A 26,050-nucleotide genomic window follows, 5' to 3' on the forward strand; every position below is an offset into this window, starting at 1 on the left:
CTGCGAACCATGACCGACCATAGCTGGACGTGCCCTGCCTGTCACAGTGCCAATGCCGTGGCCACTGAAGCGTGCCGCGAGTGTGGCGCCCGCGCGGCAACTGCACCGGAGCCCGGCGAGACCTTTTTCGCGTCCCGCGAAAGCCCTTTGGCCAAGGCGAGGATCTACGTCTTTGCCGGCCTTGCCGCGGGTTTTGCCATGGTCATTGTGAAACAGGGCGGCTTTTCGTCTGACCTGCTCCTTACTCTGCCGATCCTGCTCCTCTTCGCCTTACCCGTCTGGCTCCATTTCCGCAACCAACTCAGGTTTGGCCAAGCCATGGTCACCCTCAGTGATGAGGCGATCGAGGCGCCAAATCTCGCCGCAACGGAAAAGACACTCCGCTGGGCCGACGTTGACGCCATCGCGCTCGATCTCAAGCAGCTCACCCCGGTTCTCGCATTCCACCTCAAGGAGCTTGACGGGTTTCGGCGCAACAGGAAGTCGTGGTCGGGAAACAATCCATCGAAGCCCACCCTGGGATTGTCCGCTTTCTCGCCAGCTGATCAGGAACGCCTTCTCGACGCGGTCAGACGTCGCCACCGTCGGGCGCTGGGCGGGATCGCTCCCGAGCCGGGGGCAACGGGCAACGAACTACGGGAGAGGCGCGAGTTCCAGGAGCGCATCAAGGCGCTTCAGCCCTACACCTGGGCGACGCACGCGCTGATCGCTGCCAACATCCTGATCTGGCTGGTGACCCTGCTCTATGGCGCCGAGTTTTCGCGAACGGCGGCAGAGAACCTCCTCCTTTTTGGCGGCAACGCCGCTTCCGAAGTTCAGAAGGGAGAATGGTGGCGGCTGCTGAGCGCCATCTTCCTCCATGGTAGTCTTCTCCACCTGGCGATGAACATGCTCGGGCTGTACACGGCCGGCATGATCGTCGAGCGGATCTACGGCCCACGGCTCTTGCTGATCATCTACCTTGGTTCGGGAATGCTCGGTAGCGCTTTGAGCCTGCATTTCGCGGCACAGCAGGCGCTATCGGTCGGTGCTTCGGGGGCGGTTTTCGGCGTCGCCGGGGCTCTGCTGGCGGCGCTATTCCAGCATCGCGACAAACTGCCGAGCTCCTTCAGCAAGCAGACGCAGGCCGGCATCGGCTTGTTTGTTCTCTATTCGCTCGTGCAGGGCTTCGGGCAAAGCGGCATCGACAACGCGGCGCACGTGGGAGGCCTGCTGGCCGGCTGTCTCGCGGCCTTCGTTTTGCCCGAGCGCTTCGACCTGGATCACTACCGAAGAGTGTTCGCCAGCCGAGCCATCGCCGCGCTGGCCATTCTAGGTCTGGCGACGGTGGGCCTCGCGGCCACGGCTCCGTTGGCGACAGTCGATCCGGGACGGATCCTTGCCGGTTCACAGTTGCCGTTGTTGGAGCGTGCAGTTAGCCGTTTTGACAGCGGCTTGAGGTCGATCGCTTACGACCAGGACGAAGTCAAGGCGGGCAGGCTTTCGGAACGGGAAGCGGACGAACGCAGCCGGTCCGTTCATGCGCCGATTTTCCGGGGCATCAGCGACGATTTATCGCAAGTGGTTCTCCGTCCTGGTGATCCACGAGTGCCCTTGGTTCAGGACATGCGGCGCATGTCTGAACTGCTCACCGAGTCGCTGGCGATGGAGTCGGTGCTCGACGAAGCCTCCGGAAAGCTCGAACCGGCGAACCCGGCGCGAATGGCGGAGATCGAGAGCGAACTGGTGGCGCCTGGTGAGCGGGTGACGAAAGCGATCCAGGCGCTGGCGGCGAAGAAATGAGCTGACTTCCGCCAGCGGGCGCCTGCTCTGGGGCGGGCCGTGTTTACTGAGCTGAGGATGGAGGAGGCGATGGTTCGCAGCAATGCAGGACTGGGCAAGTGGGCGCTAAGGGCATTCGCCTTCGTCGCCGTGGCCGAGATTCTCTACCTGCTGTCGGGGAACCTGCTGCTCAACGCCGGTTTTCTGCCGCAGCTGCTGAACCGCGACCCCGATCGTTTGCGCATCGAATGGACTTCCGCATGGACCTTCCTGCCGGGCCATCTGCGTGTCACGGGCTTGACGCTAAGCGGTCGGACAGCCGAACAGGAATGGTGGTTTTCGCTGGGCCAGGGGGAAGCACGCCTGGCCCTGGGCAGTCTGTTCTTCAAGACCGTACGCCTTGAAGGCGTCGAGGCGGACAAGGTGACGGCAGGGGCGCGCGATCGGCTGGCGCGGGCCTCGGGGTCGGCAGCAAGGCCCGCTTCCGTTGCCGACCCGGCTGCCGGTGGTGTGCCGACGGCCACTGCTGATCCGCAAGCGGATGCGGCGCCGCTGAGCGTGCCACCGCCAGAAGCGGAAGTTGCGCCAGCGGCGGGGGCGCCGTTGGCCCCGACAGCGCCGGAAGCCGCGCCGGCCAGCGAATGGTCGGGCTGGAGCATCGCTGTTGGCGATGCAGACATCGCACAGATCGAGGTGCTCGAAGTCAAGGGCTACCGTTTCGGCGGGCAGGCGCGGCTGCGGCTGGAGGATTTCAGTTACCGTCTCGATGGGCCCGTGGCCATGGCGCGTGGCAGGCTTCAACTGGACTCGGGCAATCTCCGGCGCGATTCCGAGCTGCAGGCCGGCGACTTGCTGGCCGCCGAGCTGCAGGGCGATGTCGACATCCGGCTCGACGAGTTGGTCGCCGCGGAAAACCCGGGCGCCGCAGCGGCCCGGTTTCTTTCCGGTCGCGTTGCCGTGAGCGGCGATCTGGCCTCATTTGCTTTTATCGACGCCTACCTCAGCGACAGCCAATGGCTGCAGCTGGATGGCAGTGGTCGCCTGCAGGCGAGCCTCCAGATCGAACAGGGTCGCTTGCTGGAGGGCAGCGAACTATCGATCGAATCGCCGGACTTGACCCTGGTTCTGGATGAGCGCCTCGCCTCGGGTGGGCGTGGAGAGCGTCACCTGATCCAGGGGGCGGGCCGGGTGCACGCTGATGTGCGGCTTGAGGAGGGCAGGGGGCAAACGCAGCTGCAGGTGGAGTTGCGTGCGGTGGCCATGCGCAGGCTGCCGGGAAACGAGCTTTTTCTGCAAGCCGAGGGCTTTCACCTTGGCTTGACCGCCGCGCCCATCAATTTGAGCGAAAGCCCAGGCGAGCCGGCGGTGTCCATGCAGTGGCGGCAGGCGGTGATGCCCGATATTGCCCTCTTGAACAGCTATCTGCCCGGCGGGCTTCCTTTCCGCCTGGTTTCGGGGCAGGCGCGGCTGAATGGCGAGCTGGCCTATGCCGGGCGGGCGCTCTCCGGGAGCTTTGAGCTGGCGGGGGAGAAAATCTCCGGAATTGTTCGTGACAAGCCCGTGCTCGGGAGCCTCGCCGTCGATCTGCTACTCAAAGAGCTTGATTTCGAAAACCGGCGCCTCGATCTTTCCGGCTCCCGTATCCGCATGCAGGCCGCCGAGCAAAGGGCGGCCGGAAGGGCCGGCCCGGCCACTTTGCAGACTGAGCTCAAACTGGTGCAGCTGCAGCTGGCATCGGAGTTGTCGCTAGCCGAACTCAGGGACTTTTCCGGGCAGCCGCCGCTCAGCGGCGAAGTCAAGCTGGAGGGAACGGTGGCCAACATCGATTTTCTCAACGCCTTCCTGGCGCCGCGTCACGCCATCGAGTTCGCTGGCGGTGGCCGCCTGCAGGCGGAGTTGCGCCTGAATGACGGGCAGCTGGCCTCTCCCAGTCGCCTGACGGTCGAATCGGAGCGACTGCTCGGCCGCTTTTCCGGCTTTGAGCTTAGCGGTGCGGGTGGCGTCGTCGCCGAGATTCAAACGCTGGCCGGCGCGGCGACGATGCGCATGGAGATGGGTTTGCGGGCCATGCAGCTACGCCAGCTGAAAGGGGGCGCCATTTTTCTGCGCGGCAAGGGCATACAGCTGACCGCGACAGGTCCGCTGCCCGCTGCTGGCAAGATGCGCGTCGAGCCGACGGCCGTGCTGAGCTGGCAGGATGCGCTGATGCCTGACGTTGCGCTGCTGAACAGCTACCTGCCGGGGAAACCGCCATTCAGCCTGAGCTCTGGCGCTGCCCGTTCGAGTGGCCGCCTCAAATACGCCGGCCGGAAATTGTCGGGCAGCGTCAAGCTGGCCGGCGAGCAGATCGCCGGCACCCTGTTCGGGGAATCGGTGGTCGGACAGCTTGGTGTCGACCTGGTGATCAAAAAGGCCGATCCGGCGAGCGGGCTCCTGGACCTCTCGGGGAGCAGCGTACAGATGCAGGCGGCGGCAGCGGCGGCATCGAGCGACGGGGTGGCGCCGCTGCAGACCCGCATCAACGTCAAGGAATTACGCCTGCAATCCAAACCGCCAACGGGCAAGGCGGCCCGCTCAGGGCAGCCATCTCCGCCCAGCGGAGTGGTGAAGCTGGAGGGGTCGGTGGCCAATATCGCTTTCCTCAACAGCTTCCTTCCCGGTGATCAGGGGCTGGAATTCTCTGGCGATGCGCGCATGAGCGCGGATCTGCGGCTTGCCGAAGGGAAGGTCGCACCCGGCAGCAGTCTGACCGCCGAGTCGGAGCATCTGGTCAGCCGTTTTCTTGATTTCGAGGCCAGCGGCAGCGGCGTGTTGCAGGCCGCCATGCAGGGTACTTCGGGAGCGCCGGAGGGAAAGCTGGAGGTGGCTCTGAAAAGCTTCGGGCTGCGCCGGCTGGACGACAAGGCGGCCTATGTCAGCGGGCGCGACTTTCAGATCACGACCGTCGGCAAACGCTTCGATGCCAAACAGGGGCTGCGTGAGCTGGAGACGGTGGTCACTCTGGGGGCTGCCGAAATACCGGACATTTCCATCTACAACAATTATTTGCCCAAAGAGAGCGGCGTCTCGATCGGCTCCGGAAAAGCAAGTCTGGCGGCAGACTTCAGGCTGAGCGGCGTTACCGGCAGCGCCAAGCTGGAGATGCAGGCCCGCGGCGTCGAGGTGCACGTCAAGGAGCAGACCATCAAGGGAGACCTGCGCATCAGTACCCGCCTCTCGGCAGGGAATCTGGAGAAGATGAGCTTCGATGCCGCGGGCACACAGCTGCGCATCGATAACGGCTCCCTGGAAAGCGAAGGGGCGGCGCAGGACAAGCTGTGGTGGGGACAGATCGACATCGAGCGCGGACGCATGACCTGGAAACGGCCACTGAAACTGGACGCGGAGATCAGCCTGCGCCTGCGTGACAGCGGTTTGCTCGTGCATCTGTTCGTAAAACAGACCAAAGAGAAGCCGTGGTTGAACGACTTGCTGACCATCAGGGACGTCAGCGGTCGCAGTGAAATTCGCCTCAACGACCGTGCCATCGTCCTCAGCAATACCCGGTTGAGCGGTGAAAAGCTGCTGGTGCTGGCCAACCTGCAGCTGAATGACGAGAAAATGCGGGGTGGCCTCTATGCCAGCTACGGGATCCTGGGTGCAGGCATCGAACTCAAGGGCGATGAGCGCAGCTGGAAACTGTTCAATCCCCGGGCATGGTATGACGCTTATTCCGCAGCCTTCTCGGCCAGGCAGCCTTGATGTAAAAGCGGTAACCACCGCAGACCAAGCACGGTTTTGGCCGCCTATGACTCAAAACGAACCTTCAGAGGCTGCGTTGGCGCGCTTGGGTTACGGCGTAAGGGGCTGGCCATCGATCAACAGCGGCGGCCAACAAAAACCGACCCACCATGAGCGACTACATTAGAATGCCTTCGCCTCTGCTTTCGGGGGATTCACTGTCTCTATATTCAGGAAGGCTTTATCGAGACGCGGCATGATGGCCATTGGTGGCGAGCGGCGATGCGTGAGTATGTAAGTAAAACAAATGCTTGTACTGCTTGCCTTGGGCGGCTGCTGCGTCGTTGCGCGCTTTCTGCGTGCCTGTTCGGGTGGCTGGTTTGCGCACAAGCGGCATCCCCGTCCGTCGCGCTGCACTATGGTGCCGACGCGCCGCTGGAAGAACTCAAGGCCTTTGATATCGTCGTCGTCGAAGCGGATCACGGTTTTGACCCGCAGCGCTACAAGAAGCCCTATAGCGAACTGTATGCCTACATCGCCATTGGCGAAGTACAGCCCTCGCGCGCCTATGCCGCGGCGATTCCGGCCAAGCACCTGCTGACCACCAATACCGACTGGGGGTCGAAGGTCATTGACCTGAGCTGGCCGGAACTGCCGACTTTCGTTGCCGAGGCCATCGTCGGCCCGCTCTGGGAAAAAGGCTACCGCGGCTTTTTCCTCGACACGCTTGATTCCTACCGCCTGGCCAGCGGGATCGACGAAGCAGCGCAACAAAAAGGGCTGATTGCCGTCATCGACACCCTGCACCAGCGCTTCCCGGGTATTCGCCTGATTCTCAACCGTGGTTTCGAGATCGTGCCGGCCGTCCGCGACAAGATCAGCATGGTCGCCGCCGAATCTCTCTTCCGGGGCTGGAACGCGGCTGCGCGCCGCTACGTGGAAGTGCCCGCCAGTGATCGCGAGTGGCTGCTCGGCCAGTTGCGTCGCGTGCGTGACGAGTTCGGCGTCCCGGTGCTGGCCATCGACTACCTGCCGCCCCAGGCACGTGGCCAGATGCGCGAAACGGCGGCGCGCATTCGTGCCCTCGGCATCGAGCCCTGGGTCACCGACGGGCAGGTCAGCACGCTCGGCATCGGGCGCCGGGAAATCGTGCCACGACGCATCCTGATGCTCTACGACGGCAGCCCCGGAGAGCTCTTGATCCATCATCCGGCACTGCGCTTTGGCGCCATGCCGATCCAGCACATGGGCTATGCGATCGACTTCCACGACTTGCGCAAGCCGCTGCCTGCCGGCCCGCTGGCGGCGCGCTACGCCGGCATCGTGAGCTGGGCCGAAGCGCCGCTGGCGCACGGCCGCCAGGTGGCAGACTGGCTGCAGAAACAGATCGAGCAGGGCCTGCGAGTCGCCATCTTCGGCAGCTTTCCCTTTGCTGCAGAAGGCCGCCTGGCGCAGCGCCTGGGGCTGAAATCCGTGGCGGGATCGGGGACTGCCGGCCGCCTGACGGTGCTCAGCCAGGACGCGATGATCGGTTTCGAGGCCGCCCCGCAAGCCGACCGTCGCCAGCTGACTCCCTTGCAATTGGCTGACAGCCAGGGCCGCTCCCTGCTGCAACTGGCTGACGCTCGGGGGCAAACGTTCGATGCTGCCGCACTGACCCGCTGGGGAGGTTATGTCCTTGATCCCTTCGCTGCTATCGACTTGCCCAACACCGAGCAATCACGCTGGATCATCGACCCCTTTGCCTTCCTGCAGCAGGCGCTGGCCCTGCCCGCGCTGCCCCTGCCGGATACCACGACCGAGAACGGCCGTCGCCTGATGTTCATCCACATCGACGGTGACGGTTATCCTTCACGCGCCGCGTTGCCGGGCACACCATTGGCCGGCGAAGCACTGCTGACGCAAGTGCTGCAACGCTACCGGCTGCCGACGACAATGTCGGTGATCGAAGGCGAGGTCGCCCCGGGCGGGCTGTACCCGGCCCTCTCCGCCGAAATGGAGGCAATCGCGCGGCGCACTTTTGCGCTGCCCTACATCGAGATTGCCAGCCACAGTCTTTCGCACCCTTTTGACTGGAATCGCGCCGAGCAGGTGGCGCCGAAGGGAAAGGATGAAGAGAGCTACCATCTCGAGATTCCCGGCTACACGATGAATCTGGAGAGGGAAATCGTCGGTTCGGTCGACTACATCCGCAAGAATCTTGCGCCGCCCGGGAAAGCGGTTCAAATCATGCTCTGGAGCGGTGATGCCGCACCCCAGGCGCAGGCTTTGCGCATTGCCGAAAACGCCGGCCTGCTGAACATGAATGGCGGCAATACGATCATCACCCGCTCCTTCCCGAGCCTGACCGCCGTTTCTCCGCTCGGTTATGCGCTCGACGGCATCTTCCAGACCTTCGCCCCGGTGATGAACGAGAACGTTTACACCAATCTTTGGCGCGGCCCGTTCTACGGCTTCGAGCGGGTCATCGAGACTTTCCAGATGACCGAATCGCCGCGCCGACTGAAGCCGATCGATATCTACTATCACACCTTCTCGGCCAGCAAGCGGGCGTCGCTGAATGCGCTGTACAAGGTCTACGACTGGTCGCTGGCACAGTCGCCCAACCTGATCCACGCCTCCGACTTCATCCGCAAGGCCCTGGATTTCGAGACCATGGTCCTGGCCCGGGACGAGGGCGGCTGGCGCATCCGCGGCAACGGCGAGTTGCGTACGCTGCGCGCGCCGCTGAGCATGGGTTATCCGGACCGCGCCGCGTCCGGCGGGGTTGCCGGCTATCGCGCCGGCGAGGAGGGCAACTACATTCACCTGGCCAGTGGCGACACCTGGCTGCGTTTTGCTGCCAGCCAGTCCGGCGCCGTTTATCTTGCCGATGCCAACGCCCGCCTGACTGACTGGCAGCCGCAAGGGGCAGGCCTGCGCTTCGCGCTCAAGGGGCATCAGGCGATCGAGTTTTCGCTGGCCAACGCCAGCCACTGCAGCGTGCTCGCCAATGGGCGCCCACTGCGGCCGCGGAAGAGCTCCGGTGGCGTTCAATCCTTCCGTGTCGGCGATGCTGCTGCAACGATCGAAACTCGCTGCCGCGAGCGTTGAGCGCCCGCGCCTGGCGCCGCCGTGGTCGATCACGCTGCTTGGCGTGCTCGTGCTGGGCGTGCTGGTGGCCATCTATCCGCACAAGGCACTGGTCAATCGCATCATCGAAGCGCCGCCGAATGCCGTCACCGAAGCCTATCTGGTCAATCTGCTGCGCACCGATCCCGGCAATCCACAACTCGGCCTCATGCTCGCCCGCCACCGCCTGAGCAGCAGCCTCTATGAGCAGCTGGAGCAAACGCTGGCCAGGCTGCTCCAGTCACCCGACAAGGAAATTCGCCTGGAAGCCAGCTGGCTGAGATGGCGCGCAGCGGAGCAACGCTTTTCCCGCCTGCAGCCGGGGACAGCGCAATACACGGACAACAAGGCGCGACTGCGTGCCTGGCTGCACACTCTGGCGGTCCTCGACTGGCCCGAGCACATGACGATCGAGATTGCCCGGCGGGCTTTCCTGTTCGGTGATGCCGAGCTTGGCATCGAATTGTTTCAGCGCCTCTCGGGCAGCGCTGCGGGGCGTTCTGCCGACTGGTATGCAGAGGCCGCACAGGTAGCCCTGGCGGGGGGTGAATATTTTGCGGCGGGCAAGTTCTTCCTGATCGCGGCGCGGCGTAGCAGTGAGCCCGCCGAACAAAGCCGTTTGTTCATGGATGGCATGCTTGCGCTCCAGTCCGGCGGCCAGGTGCAGGAGGCGCTGGCCCTGCTTGAAGAAGAGCTGGCGCTAAGGCCGTCCCTGGGTGAAAGCAGGCAGGTGCTGGAACTGCTGGTGCACTTTGCCGGCGATTCCCGGCTGGGCATCGAGTTGCTGCAGCGCATCTCGGTAAGCGGGCAGGGACGTTCGACCGACTGGCACGCCGCCGCCGCAGCCGCAGCCCTGGCGGGCGGCGAATACCTCGCCGCCGGCAAGTTTTTCCTGAGCGCAGCGCGGCGCAGCAATGAGCCCGCCGAACAACGCCGTTTCTTCCTTGATGCCATGCTCGTGCTGCAATCCGGCGACCAGGTGAAGGAGGCGCTGGCGCTCGCTGAAGAGGCGCTGGTCGTGATGCCGCCGCTGGCTGAAAGCACTCGCGTTCTGGAGCTGCTGGTGCGCTTTGCGCGCTCGGTCAGGCGCCCGGATCTGGCCGACAAATATGCCCGCAAGCTCCTCCGCCTGTCGCTGCTGCGACAGTTGAAACAGGAGCAGCTGGCACAGGCCTATGCTATCCGTTGGCAAACCGTCGGCGAAAAGAGCGGCCCGCAACTGCCCTTCGACGACGGCATCTACACCCTCGGCTTCGAAGCTTTCCTCGACAACCGCAATCTCGAGGATGCCTGGCAGGTAGCCGCCTCCGCGGTGCGCCAGGCGCCCGACAATCTGCTCTGGCGCGAGCGCTTGGCGCGCGTTTCCGAATGGACCGGGCGCCCGGCGATGGCGCTGACCCACTGGCTGTATCTGGCGCGCGCCAAGGCCAGCGATGAAGCCTGGCAGGCCATCCTGCGGCTGGCGCCCGGGCTGTTCGACGACCAGGCCTTGCTGCTCGCGCTCGAACATCAGCTGCGCCAGAAACCCGGCGATCGGGCGCTGGTCGTGGAACTGGTGGCGACCTTCGAACGTCTGGGCCAGCCCAGGGAGGCGATGCGCTTTCTCGAGCAGGAATACCGCCGGCACAAACAGCCGCAACTGCTGCTCGGCATGGCCGAACTGGCCGAACGGATGGGGGAAGATGAACAGGCGCTGGCGCTCTGGCAAAGCTTCATGGCCACAAACGCTTTGACAGCGGCGCAGTCGGTCCACGTGGCGACGCTTTACCTGCTACGCGGCGAGCAGGCCAGCGCACTGGCGATTCTTGAAAGCGTTGCCGCTACCGATGCTGCCGATGCTGCGGCTGCTGGCGGTGCCGGCTATTGGCGCTTGCGCGCCAGCCTCGCCGCACAGCTCGGTGACGACAAGAAGGCCGCCGCCGCCTATCGCCAGCTGCTGGCTGGCAAAGAAGCGCTGGCCGTCGATCACGCGAATCTGGCCGGACTTCTGCTTGACGAGTACGCGCTCGAAGCCGCGCGCGTCAGCAGTGACGGCTGGTTACGCTTCCGGGACTCGCAGCTGCTGCTGCAGGCGCTCGGCCTCTATGCGACGGCGGCGCGCTGGCCGGAGATGGGCAAACTGATCAGCAGCCTGTCCGCCGAAGAATCCGCCCAGCTTCGCCAACAGGCCAGCTTCCTCCGTCTTTCCGCCCAGTACCTGATGGCGACCGGTCAGCGCCGTCTCGCGCTGGCCGACCTGGATGCCGCCTTTGCGCTGGCAGCGGACAACGCGGACGTGCAGCAGGCGTTGCTCTGGCTGCTCATCGAAAGCGGTGAAGGAAAGCGCCTGCGCAACCTCATGGCCGCCCACGAACGCCATTGGCAGCCTGATCCGGCGATGCACGATGTGCTGGCTGCCGCCAATCTCGCACTGTCGCTTCCCGACGTTGCGCTGCGCCGCTACCTGACTCCCCGGCTCGCCGCCCACCGTGACGACTTCCTGTGGCTCATGAACTATGCCGATGCGCTTGAGCAGAATCAGGATGTGGATCGCGCCTGGCGCCTGCGCAAGCAATTGTTGCTTGATGACAGGATGCGCCAGCGGCAGCAGCTCGCTGGCGAACAGTTGCCACGTGCGATGGCAGCGCTGCGCCAGGCGGTGCGCACAAGACTACGGATGCTGGCCGAGCCCGGTGACCCGGCCTATGCCATGCTGCGCGAAATGCTCAGGCTGGATCGTTCTGCCGAGGGCGAGTTGTCGCCGTCAGCGCGCGATGTTGCTTTCGGCTGGCTGCTCGAAGCGGAGCAGTTCGACGCGGCGCGTGGCTGGCTCTGGCAACAGTATGCAAAAACGGCGGCACGGCCACTATGGGGAGAAATGCGCCTCGCCCTGGAGTCCGGCGACCGGGCGCTGGCCGGCGAGTTGCTGGATGAGTTTGCGCCACTCATTCCACGCTACGACCGCATCGCGGGCGCACGCCTGGCCGGCGACCTGCGGCTGGCCCAGAGCGAAGCCTTCGACGCGCAAACCGAGTTGCCGGCAGATGACCCGCTCCACCAGCAGCTGAGCGAAGCACTACTCGCCCACTCGCAGCAGCTGGGTGGCCGTGTCTGGCAGAACGATATCGGCTCGGTTGATGAACGAAACACCGGTGTCAGCGCCCACGTCGCCCTCTCGCCACGCCTGTCGATGGATTTCGTGGCCGGGAAAATCGTGCGCCACAACCTGGATCCCGCAAGCATGGGGGAAACACCGGATGAGACCGACTACAGCGCGCGCATGGCTTGGCTGCACAAGGAAGGCAAAACGAAGCTCAGCGTTGCCGAGCACAACAGTTTCGCGAAGTACCATCCCCTGTTGATCGAGCACGAGCAGAATCTGGGTAATCGGCTGACGACCTCCTTGGCGCTCGGTCACGAGCAGCCGGCCAACGAGTCGACCGCGCTGCGCGTCGGTGGCATGAGGGATTTGGCCTCGCTATCGCTGGCCTACCAACTGACCCGCTTCGACCGCTTCACGCTTGAACGCAGCTATGATCGTTTCCATGCCCAGACCGGTGCCGCGGTGGGCAGCGGCAATGTCTGGCAATTCGAGTACGGCCATGCCTTGCGCAGCGAGCGCCGCAGCCTGGAGGCCAGCGCCTTCTGGTCGCAGCACCGCTACAGCCAGAAATCCTACGTCAACGACCCGCAACTGGCGCCGCTCTTCCCGGCGGGGGAGTATAGCCCGTGGAGCGTTGGCGCCTTCTTCGTTCCGACCGGATTCGAATTCAAGGGAATCCGCCTGTCGACGGACCGGAATTTCGAAGAAGACTACACCCGTGCCTGGCGCCCCTATGCCAGCGTTGCCCGCACCTGGCACAGTGACGAAGGGCCGGGCTACGACCTGGCCACCGGCATTGCCGGAAGTGTCTTCGGTGCCGATCATCTCCATTTCGGCTGGCGCCTGAGCCGCGGTGGCGCCAACACCGACGGACTGGTGCGAGAATTCGGCCTCAACTATCGCCTGCACTTCTAGAAAGAACGCATTGAACCCATTGAACACCTTGAACAGATTGAACCGCTTGACCACAGGAGACGCCCCATGAAACGCATCGTCCAAGGCTTTGCCGCACTGGCAGCGATTCTGCTGCTCGCGGCTTGCAGCACGCTCGACAGCAGCGAGCCACCCGCCGTCAGCAGGCAGGCCGCGTGGGTGTTGCTGCCTTTCGCCAACCTCACCGAAACACCGCTGGCCGGCAGTCGGGCGGAGGCGGTGGCCGAGGGTGTGCTGCGCGCGCAGGGCATCGCCAAGCTGCGCCGCTACCCGGCAGCCTTGCAGCAGGAAGCGCTTTTTGAAGCGGGTGATCGCCGGCAGGCCGAGGCGGCGCTCGAATGGGCGCGGGCGGAAGGGGCGCGTTACGCGCTTAGCGGCAGCGTCGAAGAGTGGCGCTACAAAGTCGGTGTCGACGGCGAGCCTGCCGTGGGCATCGCCGTGGCGATCATCGACGTGGCCAGCGGGGAAACCCTGTGGAGCGGTGTCGGGGCCAAGGCCGGCTGGAGTCGCGATTCGCTGGCAGCCGTTGCCCAGCAGTTGCTGCGCAAGCTGATCGGCGATGGCCTTTCGGCGCGCAAGGACTGAGCGGAGGAAGCACTTTGGCCGTCAAGGATAGCCTGCTCCGCCACCTCGCTCCCTTCGGCAAGCCCTGGGCGGTCGCCGGAGAAACCGCGATACTGCCCTTGCTGGCAGTCGCCATCGGCATCTGGGTAAATCCGCTCGACCCGCTGTGGATCAACGCCGGTTTTCCGTGGGTGTGGTTCGCTCCGGTCATTCTTGCCATGCGCTACGGTCCCTTTCCCGGCCTGGGAGGGGCGGCTGTGCTGCTCCTCGCCTGGCTCGCCTTCAACGCCTCCGGCTGGGTTGTCGGTGAGTTCCCGAAACTGAATTACCTCGGCGGCCTGATCCTGGTCATGCTTGCCGGCGAGTTTTCCAGCGTCTGGCTGGCACGTGCCCGGCGCGCCGAGGGCGTCCAGGCCTACCTCGACCAGCGGCTGGAATACCTGACCCACCAGCACTACCTGCTGCGCCTGTCGCACGATCGTCTGGAGCAGGATCTGATTGGCCGCCCAATGGCCATGCGTGATGCGCTGGCGAGCTTGCAGTCGCTGATTCGCGAGCAAGGCGCTGCCGCCGCCTCGCCCCTGCCCGGTGCGCAGGGCTTGTTGCGCCTGCTGGCACAATACTGCCAACTGGAAATCGCCACCATCCATGCGGCAAGCGACGGGGAAATCACGGCCGAGCCGGTGGCGACCATCGGCCAGGGTCAGAACAATGGCCAACTCGATGCCGACGATCCTCTGCTCCGCGAGGCCATTGAGGCAGGCACGCTGTCGCACCTGGCCGCCGCGCTGGCCGCTGGTAGCTCGCCCAGTACTTATGCCATAGCCGTACCCATGATCACTTTTGATGAGCAACTGATCGGTGTGCTGGCCGTTGAGCGCGTCCCTTTCTTCGCGCTCGGCGAAGAAATGTTGCAGACCCTGAACCTGCTCGTCAGCTACTACGTCGATGGGCTCGACGAGCGCAAACTGGCGGCCGAGATCCAAAGCGAATTCCCGGCCTGTCCTGACGATTTTGCCGCCGAGCTGCAGCGCCTGTGGCGTGTCCGGCAGGGCTCGCTGAGCAGCAGCATCATCACCGTTCTCGAATTCCTGCCGCGCCCGGAGCTCGACTATCTGGCCCTGCAGATTGGCCGCCAGCGTCGTGCCCTGGACGTCAGCTGGCTTATCGACTCGCCGCAACGAAAAGTATTGGTGACCCTGATGCCCCTGGCCGGTGCGGCGGCGGCAGAAGGTTATATCGCCCGCATCGAGGAGTGGGTTCGCCAAAAGAGCGGCTGCACGCTGAGCGAGGCCGGTGTTTTCCCGCACCTCCTGCCGATCGATGAAACAGCACCGCTGCCGCTGCTTGAGCAGCTGTTCGAAATCTGCAATGTTCCAGCCGAAGCTCGCTCTCGCCGCGCTGACGCTTGAGGCGGCCGCCTGGGCTGCCTTGCTGCTCGGCAGCAGCAGCGATGCTGCGCTGCTCGCCTATCTTGGCGCGCATGCCGCCGCCAGCTTCCTGCTCGCCCAGGTGGCGATCGTCTTCCTGCCCGCCAGCGGCAAGCGAGTGCCCGTCCTGCTGCTGCTTGCCGGGACCGGCTTCGCCGTCCCCGTCCTCGGTTTTGTTGCCGTCATCCTCGGCGTTGTAATGCTTCATTCCCTGCCGCCAGCCAAAGCTGAAAGCCTCTTCGCGGCGCTCTCCCTGCCGGAACTGGACTCCCGCCAGCGCGCCGGCAAGGGTTTCCGTCAGGCCGGCATGCGCTCTTTCATCAGTAATGAACGCGCCCCCGTGGCGGCCCGCCAGCGCGCACTGGTCGCCCTCCAGGAAGTCCCCGGGCACATCGCCTCGCCGCTCTTGCGGGGCGTGCTCACGGATGCCTCCGAGGATATCCGCCTGCTCGCCTACGGCATGCTCGACAGCAAGGAGAAGGTGATCAACGACGACATCCACCGCGCCTCGCAAAGCTATCAGACGGCAGCGGCAGGTAGCGCTGCCCGCGGGGAGGCCGCCGCACGGCTCGCCGACCTCTATTGGGAGCTTGTCTATCAGGAACTGGCACAGGGGGATCTGCGCACACACGCCCTGCGCGAGTCGCTGCGCTTCACGCGCATGGCTCTCGCCGCAGCGGCCGAATCAGCAGATGACGCCGCCCTGCATCTGCGCCACGGCCGCCTCTTGCAGGCCCTGAGCCAGCCGGAGGAAGCCCGCCTGGCCTACGCCCGGGCGCTGGCGCTGGGTATGCCGAAAACCCGTATCGTGCCCTATCTCGCGGAAGTGGCTTTCGCCACCGGGGACTACGACGAGGTGCGCGCCCTGATGGGCGATCTCGACAACTGGCAGTCCCTGCCGCGCCTGCAGCCAGTGATCGCCTACTGGAGCCGGACATGACTTTCCCGCAGGCTCGCCAGGCCGACATCGCGCTGCTTCTCGAAGGAACCTTTCCCTATGTCAGCGGCGGGGTGTCGAGCTGGGTCGACCAGATCATCCGTGCCTTCCCCGAACTGCGCTTTGCCATCGTCTTCATCGGCAGCCGTCGGGAAGACTACGAGGACATGAAATACCGCTTGCCGGACAACGTCGTTCATCTCGAGGCTCACTACCTGTATGACTTCGTCGCCCATGCTGAAAAGCCGAAACCCCGTCGCGGCAGTGCCAATGCCTTCGCCCGTGCCGACCGCCTTCACGAGGCTTTCCTGCGCGACGACGCAGCGGCTGGCGCCTGCGCTGCATTCAGCGAACTCATTCGTGACCTGATGCCCGGCGGCCGCCTGCCGGAAGCTGATTTTCTGCATAGCGAGGAGGCCTGGCGCATCATCAGCGACCGCTATCGCAAGAATTGCACCGATCCCTCTTTCGTCGATTACTTCTGGACCGTGCGCATGATGCATGCCCCGCTCTGGAAGCTCGCCCGTGTCGCCCATGAGCTGATCCCGGTGCAGGCTTTCCATGCCGTCTCCACGGGTTATGCCGGGCTGCTCGGCAGCATGCTTCGGCGGACGCGAGAGCGGCCGCTGATCCTCTCCGAACACGGCATCTACACCAAGGAACGCAAGATCGACCTGTTCAAGAGCGAGTGGATTCGCGACAACCGCAACATCTTCCAGCGCGACCCGACCGAACTCTCCTACTTTCGCCAGATGTGGATCCGCTTTTTCGAATGGCTGGGACGACTCTGCTACGACTCGGCCGATCCGATCATCGCCCTTTACGAAGCCAACCGGCTGCGCCAGGTGGCCGACGGAGCACTGGCCGAGCGGACCTGCAACGTCCCCAACGGCATCAGCCTGCAGCGTTTCGCACCGCTGCGCGCACTGCGCCCGGAAACGCCGCCGCCGGTACTGTGCCTGATCGGGCGCGTGGTGCCGATCAAGGACGTGAAGACCTTCATCCGCGCCATGCGCCGGGTGGCGAACCAGATGCCGGCGGCGGAAGGCTGGATCGCCGGGCCGGAGGACGAAGATCCCGCCTACGCCGCGGAGTGCCGCCATCTCGTTGCCAGCCTGGGCCTTGCCGACAAGGTGAAGTTCCTCGGTTTCCAGAAGGTCGAGGAGCTCCTGCCGAAGATCGGCCTGACCATTCTCTCGTCGATCAGCGAAGCGCTGCCCCTGGTCATCCTTGAAGGCTACGCCGCCGGCGTTCCCACCGTCTCCACCGACGTCGGCTCCTGCCGGCAACTGATCGAAGGGCTGGACGGCGACGACCGCCGACTGGGGGTTTCCGGCGCGGTCGTCAACATCGCCGAGCCGCAGGCGCTGGCCGACGCCGCCCTTGAGCTGCTTGGCGACCCGGCGGCCTGGGCGGCCGCGAGCCGGGCAGGAATCGCCCGTGTCGAGCGTTATTACACCGACGACCTGATGTTCGGCGCCTATCGCCGCATCTATCAGCGGGCGCTGGCCGCCACAGGGGCGCAGCACTAATGGCGGGTATCGGCTTCGAACTGCGCAAGCTGCTGAAGAAGGACACGCTGCTCGGCCTGCTGCAGGCCTACACCTTCGCCGGCATCATCGGCTCCGGCCCCTGGGTGCTGTCCATCCTCGGCATCCTGATCATCGGCCTGCTGAGCAGCACGGTGGTCGTGCCTTCGTTCCTGGTGACCCAGTTCCAGACCTCGGTGACTTACCTGATCGCCACCAGCCTGATCCTGACCGGTGGTTTGCAACTCGGCTTCACGCGCTTCGTTTCCGATCGCCTGTTCGAAAACAGGGACGCCATCATCGCCCCGAACCTCAACGGGGTGCTGCTGCTGATCATCCTCGTCGCCTCGGCCGTCAGCATCATCGGCTTGTTCGTACTGCTTCCCGGAACCGGGGTCATTTATCGCATCCTGATGCTCGCCGCTTTCGTCCTGATGTGCGCCATCTGGATCATGACCATTTTCCTGTCCGGAATGAAGCGCTACAAGGCCATCGTCGCGCTGTTCGCCATCGGCTATGCGATCACCGTCTCGCTGGCGCTGCTGTTGCGCTCGTTCGGGCTGGAAGGGCTGATGGCCGGATTCGTCATCGGTCACTGTGTTCTGCTCGCCGGCATGTGGGTCGTGACCATTGGCGAGTTTCGTCCGCGGGAGCTGGTTGCCTTCGATTTCGCGAAACGCGGGGCGATGTTTTCCAGCCTGCTCAGCATCGGTTTCCTCTACAACCTTGGCATCTGGGCCGACAAGTTCATGTTCTGGTTCTTCCCCGACACCTCGGAACCGATCATCGGCGCCCTGCGCGCTTCGCTGATCTACGACCTGCCGGTTTTTCTCGCCTACCTGTCGATCATCCCCGGCATGGCGGTATTCATGTTGCGTATCGAGACCGATTTCGTCGAGTACTACGACAAGTTCTACGGTGCCGTACGCAGCGGCGGTTCGCTGGAATACATCGAGGACATGCGCGACGAAATGGTCTACTCGATCAAGCAGGGGCTGGCCGAAATCGGCAAGATCCAGACCCTCGCCGTGCTCGTGACTTTCGTCGCCGGGCCGCTCCTGCTGAAGGCTCTCGACATTTCCGAGCTTTACTTGCCGTTGCTCTACATTCAGGTCATCGGCGCCAGCCTGCAGGTCGTGCTGCTGTCGGTGCTCAACATCTTCTTCTATCTCGACCAGCGCCGCATCATCCTGCTGCTCTGTGCGGAATTCCTGCTGCTCAACATCCTGCTCACCGGGGTATCACTATGGTGGGGAGCGGCGCTCTACGGCTACGGCTTCGCCCTCTCCGTACTCGTCACCCTGGCCACCGCCCTGGCACTCCTCGACCGCCGCCTGAGCCGGCTGGAGTACGAAACTTTCATGCTGCAATGATTGGTCCCGGCGTGAGGGCATGCGAAGCTTGGCCGGAGTTGGGAGTTGGGAGTTGGGAGTTGGGAGTTGGGAGTTGGGAGTTGGCTAGGCGTTTCATGCGTGGGCGAAAGCGTGATGTCTTGTCCGAGCGCCGGATGCGGGAAATCCGCCTGTCCGCTTCGACGAGCAGGATGTGGAAACGGACCGACGGCCAGACTACTTGGGCACCGCCAGACGAAAAGGGGCGGGAACCGACAAGTCGGACCTACCGCTACCGCGCCACATCTCGACCCGCTTTAATCGGCTTTAACGGTCATGACACGTGGAGACACCCCAAATCATGAAAGTCATGACCGTTTCCCTCTTCCCCTGCCCCTTCTCCCGCAAGGGGAGAAGGGAGTTTCGTGAGTCGCATACGCGACTTTCACATTAATCCGTTAGGGCTAAGGTTTCCTGCGTAGCTCATCGATAAGGCGATGAACGCCAGCTGAGAACTTGTCGACAGGGTTTTGCTGGTAATGGTTGTCCATAGAGGAAATGAACGCTTGGCCTTCACTCTCCTTTTGGTCTGGACCGTAGTAGTCCGCAGCTGAAATGTAGCCCAACGTGGCGTTGAGGTGCCGGCGCGGCTTCTCACGCAGGTCGCCTCAAACGCCGGGTTGGGCACCAGGGTTGGGGCTACCACTTCCGCTTTCGCCAATAGCCGGGCCGACGGCTGTGATGGACGATGGCCAATACTCGAAGGTCTTGGCCCGCAAGGGAATAGGCGATGGAGTATGGGAAGTGCTTAATGACAAGCCGACGGCTACCGTGAAGCCACACGGCACCGAGCATCGGGTGCTCAAGCAGCAGGTGCATAGCGTGCTCGAACTCGGCGAACAAAGCCTGCGCCAAAGGATTACCACCGCGCTCTCGATAGTATTCCGCCGCTTCCCGAAGGTCGGATTCATCCTCAGGATGCAACGAGTAAATCACTGAAACTCAGCCTTCAAGCGGGCAACCGCCTCGGCACCTGGAAGAAGCGATACAGCACCGCTTTCAATTTCAGCGTGACGCCGCGCGACTTCCGTGGCCCAAGCCGATTCGACATCTGGTTCTGTGTTGAGGCTCAAGATCAGCTTTTCAACTAAGCGAGATCGCTCCGCGACGGACAGGTTCAGAGCCTCGGCCTCTAGTACTTCAACAGTAATTGACATGGCTGTCTCCTCTAAACTGACCTTGAGGCAACAGAGTGCCACAAGGTTGAACGGACGGGCAATTTTCTCATGGGAACACGGACTGGGAGAGGCGCCGCTGGTGCCCAACGTCAGCCATCAGGGGCGCGCGGCGACCGACCCAGCAAATGCCAACACCGCTGTTCCGCGCATCGGCTGCATGGCCTTGTTGGGCGCGCTTGTTCGAGCGATGGGTCCCGACTGCAACGGTCACAGGAGCCAAATGGCGAAGACTATCGCCAGAAAACAGACTACCCCGAGTCAATGGTCCAGAAGCTCCCTTTGGTTTTGCTTGCCCCAAAGGTCAAACTCCAGAGCACCTGCGGTCCAGCGGAGCAGCAGAACGATACACAGTGCCATTAGCGCCGCCATTGGCACCAGAATCATTCCAGGAAAGTGTTCCTCGACTATTCGAACGATGAAGCCGCCCTGCCAAGAGTGATAGGCGAGGAAGCCGCCAGCGAAGAAGGCCCAGAAACCGACGCCCAAGAATACTACGGGTGGAGCCCATTTCCGAAAGAACTTCTCAGCTCGCGTTTCAATCGTGCTGCTTGCGTCGGAAGTCATGGTATCGTGGCTCGGTTCACGACTAGTATTTTTCATTGCTTATCTCCCGACTACCCGAGCGCCCAACGTGAAAGCTCAGGGGCGCTGCGCGGCTTTATTGCGCAGCGTCCGTTGGAGCACAGAGTTAGGGTATTGACTTGCATTTAATTCGACCCTGGCCGCTTTCTTGCCTTTCTTGCTCTTTCTTGTTCCTTTGAGATTGGCTTCCACTCTTTAGCCCCCTCCAACGTAGAAGTACCGGCGCTGCGCGGCTTTATCGCGCAGCGTCCGGTGGACTGCCGTGCCGGGTTAGCCGTCATCCATTAGCCGCTTTAATTAGTCGACGCTGTACGGCGGGTCTCTCCGATGAAGCATTGCATGGCAATTTGGACAAACTGGAACGAGGTCGTTAACCGGATTCACGTTGTAGACCTTCGCAATCGTAGCGATACGCACCCTGTGATGCACATGGATAAAGCCACTACCAACTTCACCGTATGTCACCCCGAAATCGATGCCGCATACCCGGCAAAGTGGCTTGTAGTGCTCTATGCAAGCGGCACGAGCTTCAGCGTTGCGCTCGTATGCGCTCACAACGGAACTGTGCGCTAGACCTTCCGGATAGCTGATTCCAACTGGTAGTTCATCAGAAAAGATTAGGACCGGGCCGCCAAAATTGTCAACACGTTTCGTGGCGCGTGCGCGCAGCGGCCACCGGGCCCGCTGATAATGCGCACAGCTTGATCCGTGCCGGCAATCTCGCCTGCCGAATCGGCCACTGCATGACCAGGGAGGCGGCCGCAGGCATCCGGGAGGCATCCCGACGCATCAGGGAAGCATCGTGACACCTCGTGGAAGTATCCCGACGCATTAGGGAAGCATCGTGACGCCTCGTGGAAGCATCCCGACGCATCAGGGAAGCATCGTGACGCCTCGTGGAAGCATCCCGACGCATCAGGGAAGCATCGTGACGCCTCATGGAAGCATCCCGACGCATCATGGAAGCATCCCGACACCTCGTGGAAGCATCGTGACTCGTCAGGGAAGCTCCGATCCTTGCATCGACGCGGCCGGCATGGGTTTGCTGGTGGGCGGCCCCGCGGACGACGAGCCCTTGTCTCCCCGGATGTAGAAGATCAGCGTGTTGTCGAGCTTGCCCTGGCGCTCGATTTCGGCGATCACCTTGCCCGCCTTGTCGTCGGCGTGCTCGGGCAAGATTCGGGGACGGGGCAGATTCGGGGCAGGCCACGGTTTCGAAGTGAGTTGGGGACGTCGTGAATGCGATCCTGGCTCCGGAAAACCGTGAACAGTGAAGTCGTCGGCCAGTGACAGGGTGGCCGGCTCCGGCAGGGGAATTTCTTCAACCGCTACCGGCGCCCGAGCCGCCACCGGCCCCACCAGCTCCTCGCGCTGCGTGATCCAGCGCTTGCCCGCGAGCGTCTGGCGGGCGAAGCACAGCGCCAGCCGCGGCCTCGGCGTCCGGCAAGATCTCCTGTTTCATTGCCTCGTCCATTTCACTCTCCGCCGGCTGTGCGCGGCGATCCGGGTAAGATACCGCTTCTCTCTAAAGGCGCCCACCAATGCGGCGGCTACGCCGTGTCGACAATAGTCCGCCATGCGTGCTGAAAGCGATGCTGTTTTCGAAATCCCGCTGAGCGATGCGCCGGACGCAGCGCGGCTGTCGCTCACCCGTGCGCAACGCCCGGCCACGGCCAGCGCCATGGTCATCGATCACCAGGGCCAGTCGCGCGTGGTCGAGGTGCCTGGCGAAAACGCCCTGACGGTGTACCTCGACAAGCAGGAAATCGTCACCCTGATGACTCTCGGTCAGGCGCCGGAGGCCTTGATCATGGGCTATCTGCGCAACCAGCGACTGGTCGAATCGCTCGCCGATCTGCTTAGCGTACACGTCGATTGGGAAGTTGGCGCCTGCGCGGTGCACACGCGCCAGGGCCGGGGCAGCGAACTGGCTGCACGCACGGCCACGCGCATGGCCAAACGCACGGTCACCACCGGCTGCGGGCAGGGAACGATGTTCGGCGACTGGCTCGACGAGCTGCAGCCGCTGCACAGCGAGGCGACGCTGGCGGTGAGCACGCTTGATGCCGCACTGGCGCGGGTCCTGGCGCTGGACACCGTCTACAAGCGCGCCGGTTCGGTGCACGCCTGCGCGCTGCTGCGCAACACGCCCGCGGTGCCGCTGGTCTATCACGTCGAGGACGTCGGGCGGCACAACGCGGTCGATGCCATCAGCGGCCTGATGTGGCTGGACGAAGAAGGCGGGGCCGACAAGATTTTCTACACCACTGGCCGGCTGACTTCGGAGATGGTCATGAAAACGGTGCAAATGGGCGTGCCCTTCCTGGTCTCGCGCTCCGGTCTGACGCAGATGGGCTTGTCGATGGCGCAGGAAATGGGCATCACCCTGGTCTGCCGCGCGCGCGTCGGTCGCCATCTCGTCTACTCGCATGGCGAACGCATTAGGCGAGGCGGCGCATGAACCTTGCCCCGATCCCCATCCCGACGATCCCGATCATCGGCCTGATTCTCGCCGGCGGACAAGGCCGGCGCATGGGCGGCGTCGACAAGGGCCTGGTCGAACTCGACGGCCGGCCGATGATCGCGCAGGTCATCGCCCGCCTGCGCCCACAGGTCGATGTGCTGCTGATCAACGCCAACCGCAACGCCGACACCTACGCGGTGCTCGGCGCGCCGGTCGTCGCCGACCGCCACGCCGGCTTCGTCGGCCCGCTGGCCGGGCTCGATGCGGGCCTGCACCACGCTGGCGAAGATGATCGCGAGGCCTGGGTGCTCACCTGCCCCTGCGATTCGCCGGCCCTTCCGCTCGATCTGGTGGCCCGTCTGCACCGTGCCGTCCTGGCCGCCGGGGCCGATGTGGCCATGGCCCGTGCCGACGGGCAGTTGCAGCCGGTCTTCCTGCTGGCGCACACGCGCAGCGCCGCAGCGCTGGCCGCGTACCTGGCCGGCGGCGAGCGCAAGATCGACCGCTGGGTGCTGGCCCAGAAACACGTGCTGGTGGACTTCGACGGCTGCCCAGAGGCCTTCGCCAACATCAACACCGCCAGCGAACTCGCGCAACAGCAGAAAAAGTGAGGCCGCCGGGCCGGGATAGCAGACTTTGATCAACGCCAACTCGCGCCAGGCAAGGCTGCAGAGGACCGTCGAAAAGACCTTGTGGCCAGTGATGCGGGCGGAATTGCACGCCGCCGGAAAGCCGGAAAAGGCACGCAGGGAACTCGCGAAATAGCGGCTGGCGTGGAATGTTGGCGGGCAAAAAACGCTAGTTTTGACTTCCCGCGCGGTGCGTCTTGCCAAAGGCCGATATACTTCGCCTTGGCGGTGTGCTCTTTTTGAGCACTGAAAACATATCCAGCAAGGCAGCCGTGCCCGCGGCGCAGACGGTCAGCGCATCGACTGAGTTTGCACGCTGGCGCGTCGCCATTCACAGAGGGAGGTCTTGGCATGACGGGCATGACGGAACAGACAATGTGGCTGATCGGTGGGGCGGCAGTGTTTGTCGCGGCCTTAATCGGGTTTTTCGTGGGCCGCAGCCCGCTCGGTGGAAAAACCAAACAAGTTGCGCTTCTGGAGGCGGAAGTGTCGCGCCAGCAGGAAGAAATCGCCGGTTACAAGCGTGATGTCGAGTCGCACTTCGACAAGACCGCAACTCTCGTCGCTTCGATGGCCGGCTCTTACAAGGACTTGTTCGAGCACCTGTCTTCAGGTTACGAACAGCTTTCGAGTGGTTCCGCGCGCCAACTTTTCCGCGACCGGGTGGTGGGTCTGCTGGTGGGCAATGCGGGCGCTACGGCGGCCACGGATGTGACTCCTTCGGACAGGGTATCCGCTGCGCTTATCGCCGCTGGCGCGCAACCGCTTGAACGCGCCTCGATGGGGCAGGCTGAGGGTGCAGCAGCCGAATCCGAGCTGGAAAAGGCCATCGCAGCAGCCACTACTGAGGGTGCTCCGGCGCAGGCCGCGGAGAAGAGCAGTAGCGCAGGCTCGGCAACGCCAGCGGCCAATGCGAGCAAGCCCGATGGCGAAGAGAAGGCAGCAGCGGAAGAGCCGGCCGAGTCTGCGGAGAAGGCGGCTGGAGCTGCCGCTGAAGGTGGCCAGAAGGGCGCCGGGAAGGATGCCGGGAAGGATGCCGGGAAGGATGCCGGCAAGGGTGACAGCTCCGCCAGGTCGTGAGTTTATTGCGATCCCGCTCCTGATCCCCGGGACAGGAAGCGCAGCCGCCCTGGAATCGCCATGCGGGTGAGTGAGTGAGTGAGTGAGTGAATGCGTGAATGCGTGAATGCGAGGAGCGCACAAGCCAGCCGCTCAATGACCACGCCCGGCACAGGCCGGGCGCGTTCGTCACCTGCATGAGGTCGAAGATGCGCTCGCTGCGCCTGCCGCTCAGAGGCTGGAGATGAAAACCACCAGCACGCCGATCGGGGCCACGAAGCGGGTGATCAGATTCCACAGCACGAAGCCGCCGCTGCTCAGGCCGAGTTCTTCGCGCACGCTCTCGGCTTTGAGGCACCAGCCGACGAAGACGATGGCGCCGAGGGCGGTCAGTGGCAGCAGGAACTTGCTGGTCATCTTGTCGAGCAGGTCGAAGATGTTGTTGCCAAAGATCAGCACATCGCCCCACAGGTTGAACGACAACAGCGCGGCGATGCCCAGCGCCCAGGTGGCGACACCGGCCACCAGCGTCGCGCCGATACGGCTCAGGGGGGTGCGTTCTTCAAGCAGCTCGACCGAGGGTTCGAGTAGCGAGATGGCCGAGGTCAGCGCGGCGAAAGTGAGCAGTGCGAAGAACATCACGCCGAGAAGCAGCCCGCCAGTGACCTTGCCGAAGACCAGCGGCAGGGTGACGAAGACCAGGCCCGGTCCGGCTGCCGGGTCGAGTCCGTTGGCAAAGACGATCGGGAAAATCGCCAGCCCGGCAGCCAGGGCAATCACCGTGTCCATGATCGCCACCGTGCGTGCGGCGCGCAGCAGGTCCACCTGCTGCCCGAGGTAGGAACCGTAGGCAATCATGATGCCCATGCCCAGTGACAGCGTGAAGAAGGCGTGGCCCAGCGCAGCGAGGAGGACCGCGCCGGTGAGTTTGGCGAAGTCGGGCGCGAACAGATAGGCGAGTGCCTGCGCAAAGCCGTCGGAGGCTGCGCCGTAACCGACCATCAGCGCCAGCAGGATGCCCAGAGTCGGCATCAGGATGCGCGACGCGCGTTCGAGGCCGCCGGCAACTCCCATCGCCACCACCCCGACGGTCAGTCCCATGAATACCGTGTGCCAGGTCAGCAAAGTGCCGGGATCGGCCAGCAGGTTCGAGAAGGCGGCGTCCGCCGTCTCCTTGCCCATGCCGTTGAAGCTACCGCTGCCGGCATCGATCAGGTAGGACAGTGCCCAGCCGCCGATGACGCTGTAGAAGGAGAGGATCAGGAAGCCGGCCAGGGTACCGCTGACGCCGACCATCACCCAGGCCTTGCTGCGGCCGTTGCTGCGTGCCAGGTCGGCCATGGCGTTGATCGGGTTCTCCTGCGCGCGCCGGCCGATCAACCACTCGGCGACGATGATCGGCAGGCCGATCAGCGCAATGCAGACCAGATAGACGGCAACGAAGGCCGCGCCACCACTCTGCCCGACCATGTACGGGAATTTCCAGATATTGCCCAGGCCAACCGCTGAACCCACTGCGGCGAGCACGAAGCCCATGCGCGACGACCACTGTCCGTGGTGTCCTTTCTTCATCACTGACAGGTCTCTCCTTCAATGTGAAAGTCGCGTAAGCGACTCGCGAACCTCCCTTCTCCCCCTGCGGGAGAAGGGCCGGGGGTGGGGCGGGGAATTCAGGGAGCA

Annotated in this window: 19 protein-coding genes; 12 read left to right on the forward strand and 7 right to left on the reverse strand. The window is 63.8% G+C overall.

Going from position 1 to position 26,050, the window contains the following annotated elements; translation table 11 throughout:
* Positions 1-147 precede the first annotated feature (147 nt).
* From QZ648_RS04135 to pelG, 9 genes are all read left to right on the forward strand, one after another.
* Positions 148-1,782: a rhomboid family intramembrane serine protease gene (locus tag QZ648_RS04135; protein WP_291996187.1), complete on the forward strand. Its 1,635-nt coding sequence runs from the start codon at positions 148-150 to the stop codon at positions 1,780-1,782.
* Between the two features lie 69 nt (positions 1,783-1,851).
* Positions 1,852-5,502: a hypothetical protein gene (locus QZ648_RS04140; protein WP_291996188.1), complete on the forward strand. Its 3,651-nt coding sequence runs from the start codon at positions 1,852-1,854 to the stop codon at positions 5,500-5,502.
* Positions 5,503-5,763: 261 nt separating this feature from the next.
* A complete protein-coding gene (locus tag QZ648_RS04145; RefSeq protein ID WP_291996189.1) occupies positions 5,764-8,574 on the forward strand; it encodes a bifunctional glycoside hydrolase 114/ polysaccharide deacetylase family protein in 2,811 nt (936 codons plus the stop codon).
* A complete protein-coding gene (locus QZ648_RS04150) occupies positions 8,507-12,589 on the forward strand; it encodes a tetratricopeptide repeat protein (protein ID WP_291996190.1) in 4,083 nt (1,360 codons plus the stop codon). Before QZ648_RS04145 ends, QZ648_RS04150 begins: the two co-directional genes overlap by 68 nt.
* A gap of 66 nt (positions 12,590-12,655) precedes the next feature.
* Positions 12,656-13,192, forward strand: coding sequence for a penicillin-binding protein activator LpoB (locus tag QZ648_RS04155; RefSeq protein ID WP_169066470.1), 537 nt, complete (start codon positions 12,656-12,658; stop codon positions 13,190-13,192).
* 14 nt (positions 13,193-13,206) lie between these two features.
* Positions 13,207-14,583 carry a PelD GGDEF domain-containing protein gene (locus QZ648_RS04160; protein ID WP_169066471.1) on the forward strand — a complete coding sequence of 459 codons (1,377 nt, stop codon included), beginning with the start codon at positions 13,207-13,209 and terminating at the stop codon, positions 14,581-14,583.
* Positions 14,543-15,541 (forward strand): hypothetical protein, encoded by a 999-nt coding sequence (locus QZ648_RS04165; RefSeq protein ID WP_291996191.1) that lies wholly within the window; start codon positions 14,543-14,545, stop codon positions 15,539-15,541. Before QZ648_RS04160 ends, QZ648_RS04165 begins: the two co-directional genes overlap by 41 nt.
* Positions 15,538-17,070 carry a GT4 family glycosyltransferase PelF gene (gene pelF / locus QZ648_RS04170; RefSeq protein WP_291996192.1) on the forward strand — a complete coding sequence of 511 codons (1,533 nt, stop codon included), beginning with the start codon at positions 15,538-15,540 and terminating at the stop codon, positions 17,068-17,070. Before QZ648_RS04165 ends, pelF begins: the two co-directional genes overlap by 4 nt.
* The gene (gene pelG, locus QZ648_RS04175) at positions 17,070-18,440 is read left to right on the forward strand and encodes an exopolysaccharide Pel transporter PelG (RefSeq protein ID WP_169066474.1); all 1,371 of its coding nucleotides are present in this window, start codon (positions 17,070-17,072) and stop codon (positions 18,438-18,440) included. Before pelF ends, pelG begins: the two co-directional genes overlap by 1 nt.
* Before the next feature lie 657 nt (positions 18,441-19,097).
* Here pelG and QZ648_RS24800 read toward each other — a convergent pair.
* The 6 genes from QZ648_RS24800 to QZ648_RS04200 form a co-directional block, all read right to left on the reverse strand.
* Positions 19,098-19,394, reverse strand: a complete 297-nt coding sequence (locus tag QZ648_RS24800) for a type II toxin-antitoxin system RelE/ParE family toxin (protein WP_366144051.1) — start codon at positions 19,392-19,394, stop codon at positions 19,098-19,100.
* Complete coding sequence (locus QZ648_RS04185) at positions 19,391-19,615, reverse strand: addiction module protein (RefSeq protein WP_291996194.1); 225 nt, start codon at positions 19,613-19,615, stop codon at positions 19,391-19,393. Before QZ648_RS04185 ends, QZ648_RS24800 begins: the two co-directional genes overlap by 4 nt.
* Before the next feature lie 279 nt (positions 19,616-19,894).
* The gene (locus QZ648_RS04190; protein ID WP_291996195.1) at positions 19,895-20,236 is read right to left on the reverse strand and encodes a hypothetical protein; all 342 of its coding nucleotides are present in this window, start codon (positions 20,234-20,236) and stop codon (positions 19,895-19,897) included.
* A 39-nt stretch (positions 20,237-20,275) separates the two neighbouring features.
* Positions 20,276-20,410 (reverse strand): hypothetical protein, encoded by a 135-nt coding sequence (locus QZ648_RS04195; RefSeq protein WP_291996196.1) that lies wholly within the window; start codon positions 20,408-20,410, stop codon positions 20,276-20,278.
* A 105-nt stretch (positions 20,411-20,515) separates the two neighbouring features.
* A complete protein-coding gene (locus QZ648_RS24805) occupies positions 20,516-20,998 on the reverse strand; it encodes an HNH endonuclease (protein WP_366144052.1) in 483 nt (160 codons plus the stop codon).
* Positions 20,999-21,217: 219 nt separating this feature from the next.
* Positions 21,218-21,394, reverse strand: coding sequence for a hypothetical protein (locus QZ648_RS04200; protein ID WP_291996197.1), 177 nt, complete (start codon positions 21,392-21,394; stop codon positions 21,218-21,220).
* A gap of 400 nt (positions 21,395-21,794) precedes the next feature.
* Between QZ648_RS04200 and QZ648_RS04205 the strand changes: the two genes are divergently transcribed.
* From QZ648_RS04205 to QZ648_RS04215, 3 genes are all read left to right on the forward strand, one after another.
* Entirely contained in the window at positions 21,795-22,679 is an 885-nt protein-coding gene (locus QZ648_RS04205; protein WP_291996198.1) for a formate dehydrogenase accessory sulfurtransferase FdhD, read from the forward strand.
* A complete protein-coding gene (gene mobA / locus QZ648_RS04210; RefSeq protein ID WP_291996199.1) occupies positions 22,676-23,293 on the forward strand; it encodes a molybdenum cofactor guanylyltransferase MobA in 618 nt (205 codons plus the stop codon). Before QZ648_RS04205 ends, mobA begins: the two co-directional genes overlap by 4 nt.
* 378 nt (positions 23,294-23,671) lie before the next feature.
* Entirely contained in the window at positions 23,672-24,391 is a 720-nt protein-coding gene (locus QZ648_RS04215; protein ID WP_291996200.1) for a DUF1043 family protein, read from the forward strand.
* 210 nt (positions 24,392-24,601) lie between these two features.
* Here QZ648_RS04215 and QZ648_RS04220 read toward each other — a convergent pair whose 3' ends face one another.
* Positions 24,602-25,942 (reverse strand): sodium-dependent transporter, encoded by a 1,341-nt coding sequence (locus QZ648_RS04220; protein WP_291996538.1) that lies wholly within the window; start codon positions 25,940-25,942, stop codon positions 24,602-24,604.
* Positions 25,943-26,050: the final 108 nt, after the last annotated feature.

This window comes from Candidatus Accumulibacter sp. ACC012 (genome assembly GCF_907163155.1).
Lineage (GTDB): Bacteria > Pseudomonadota > Gammaproteobacteria > Burkholderiales > Rhodocyclaceae > Accumulibacter > Accumulibacter delftensis.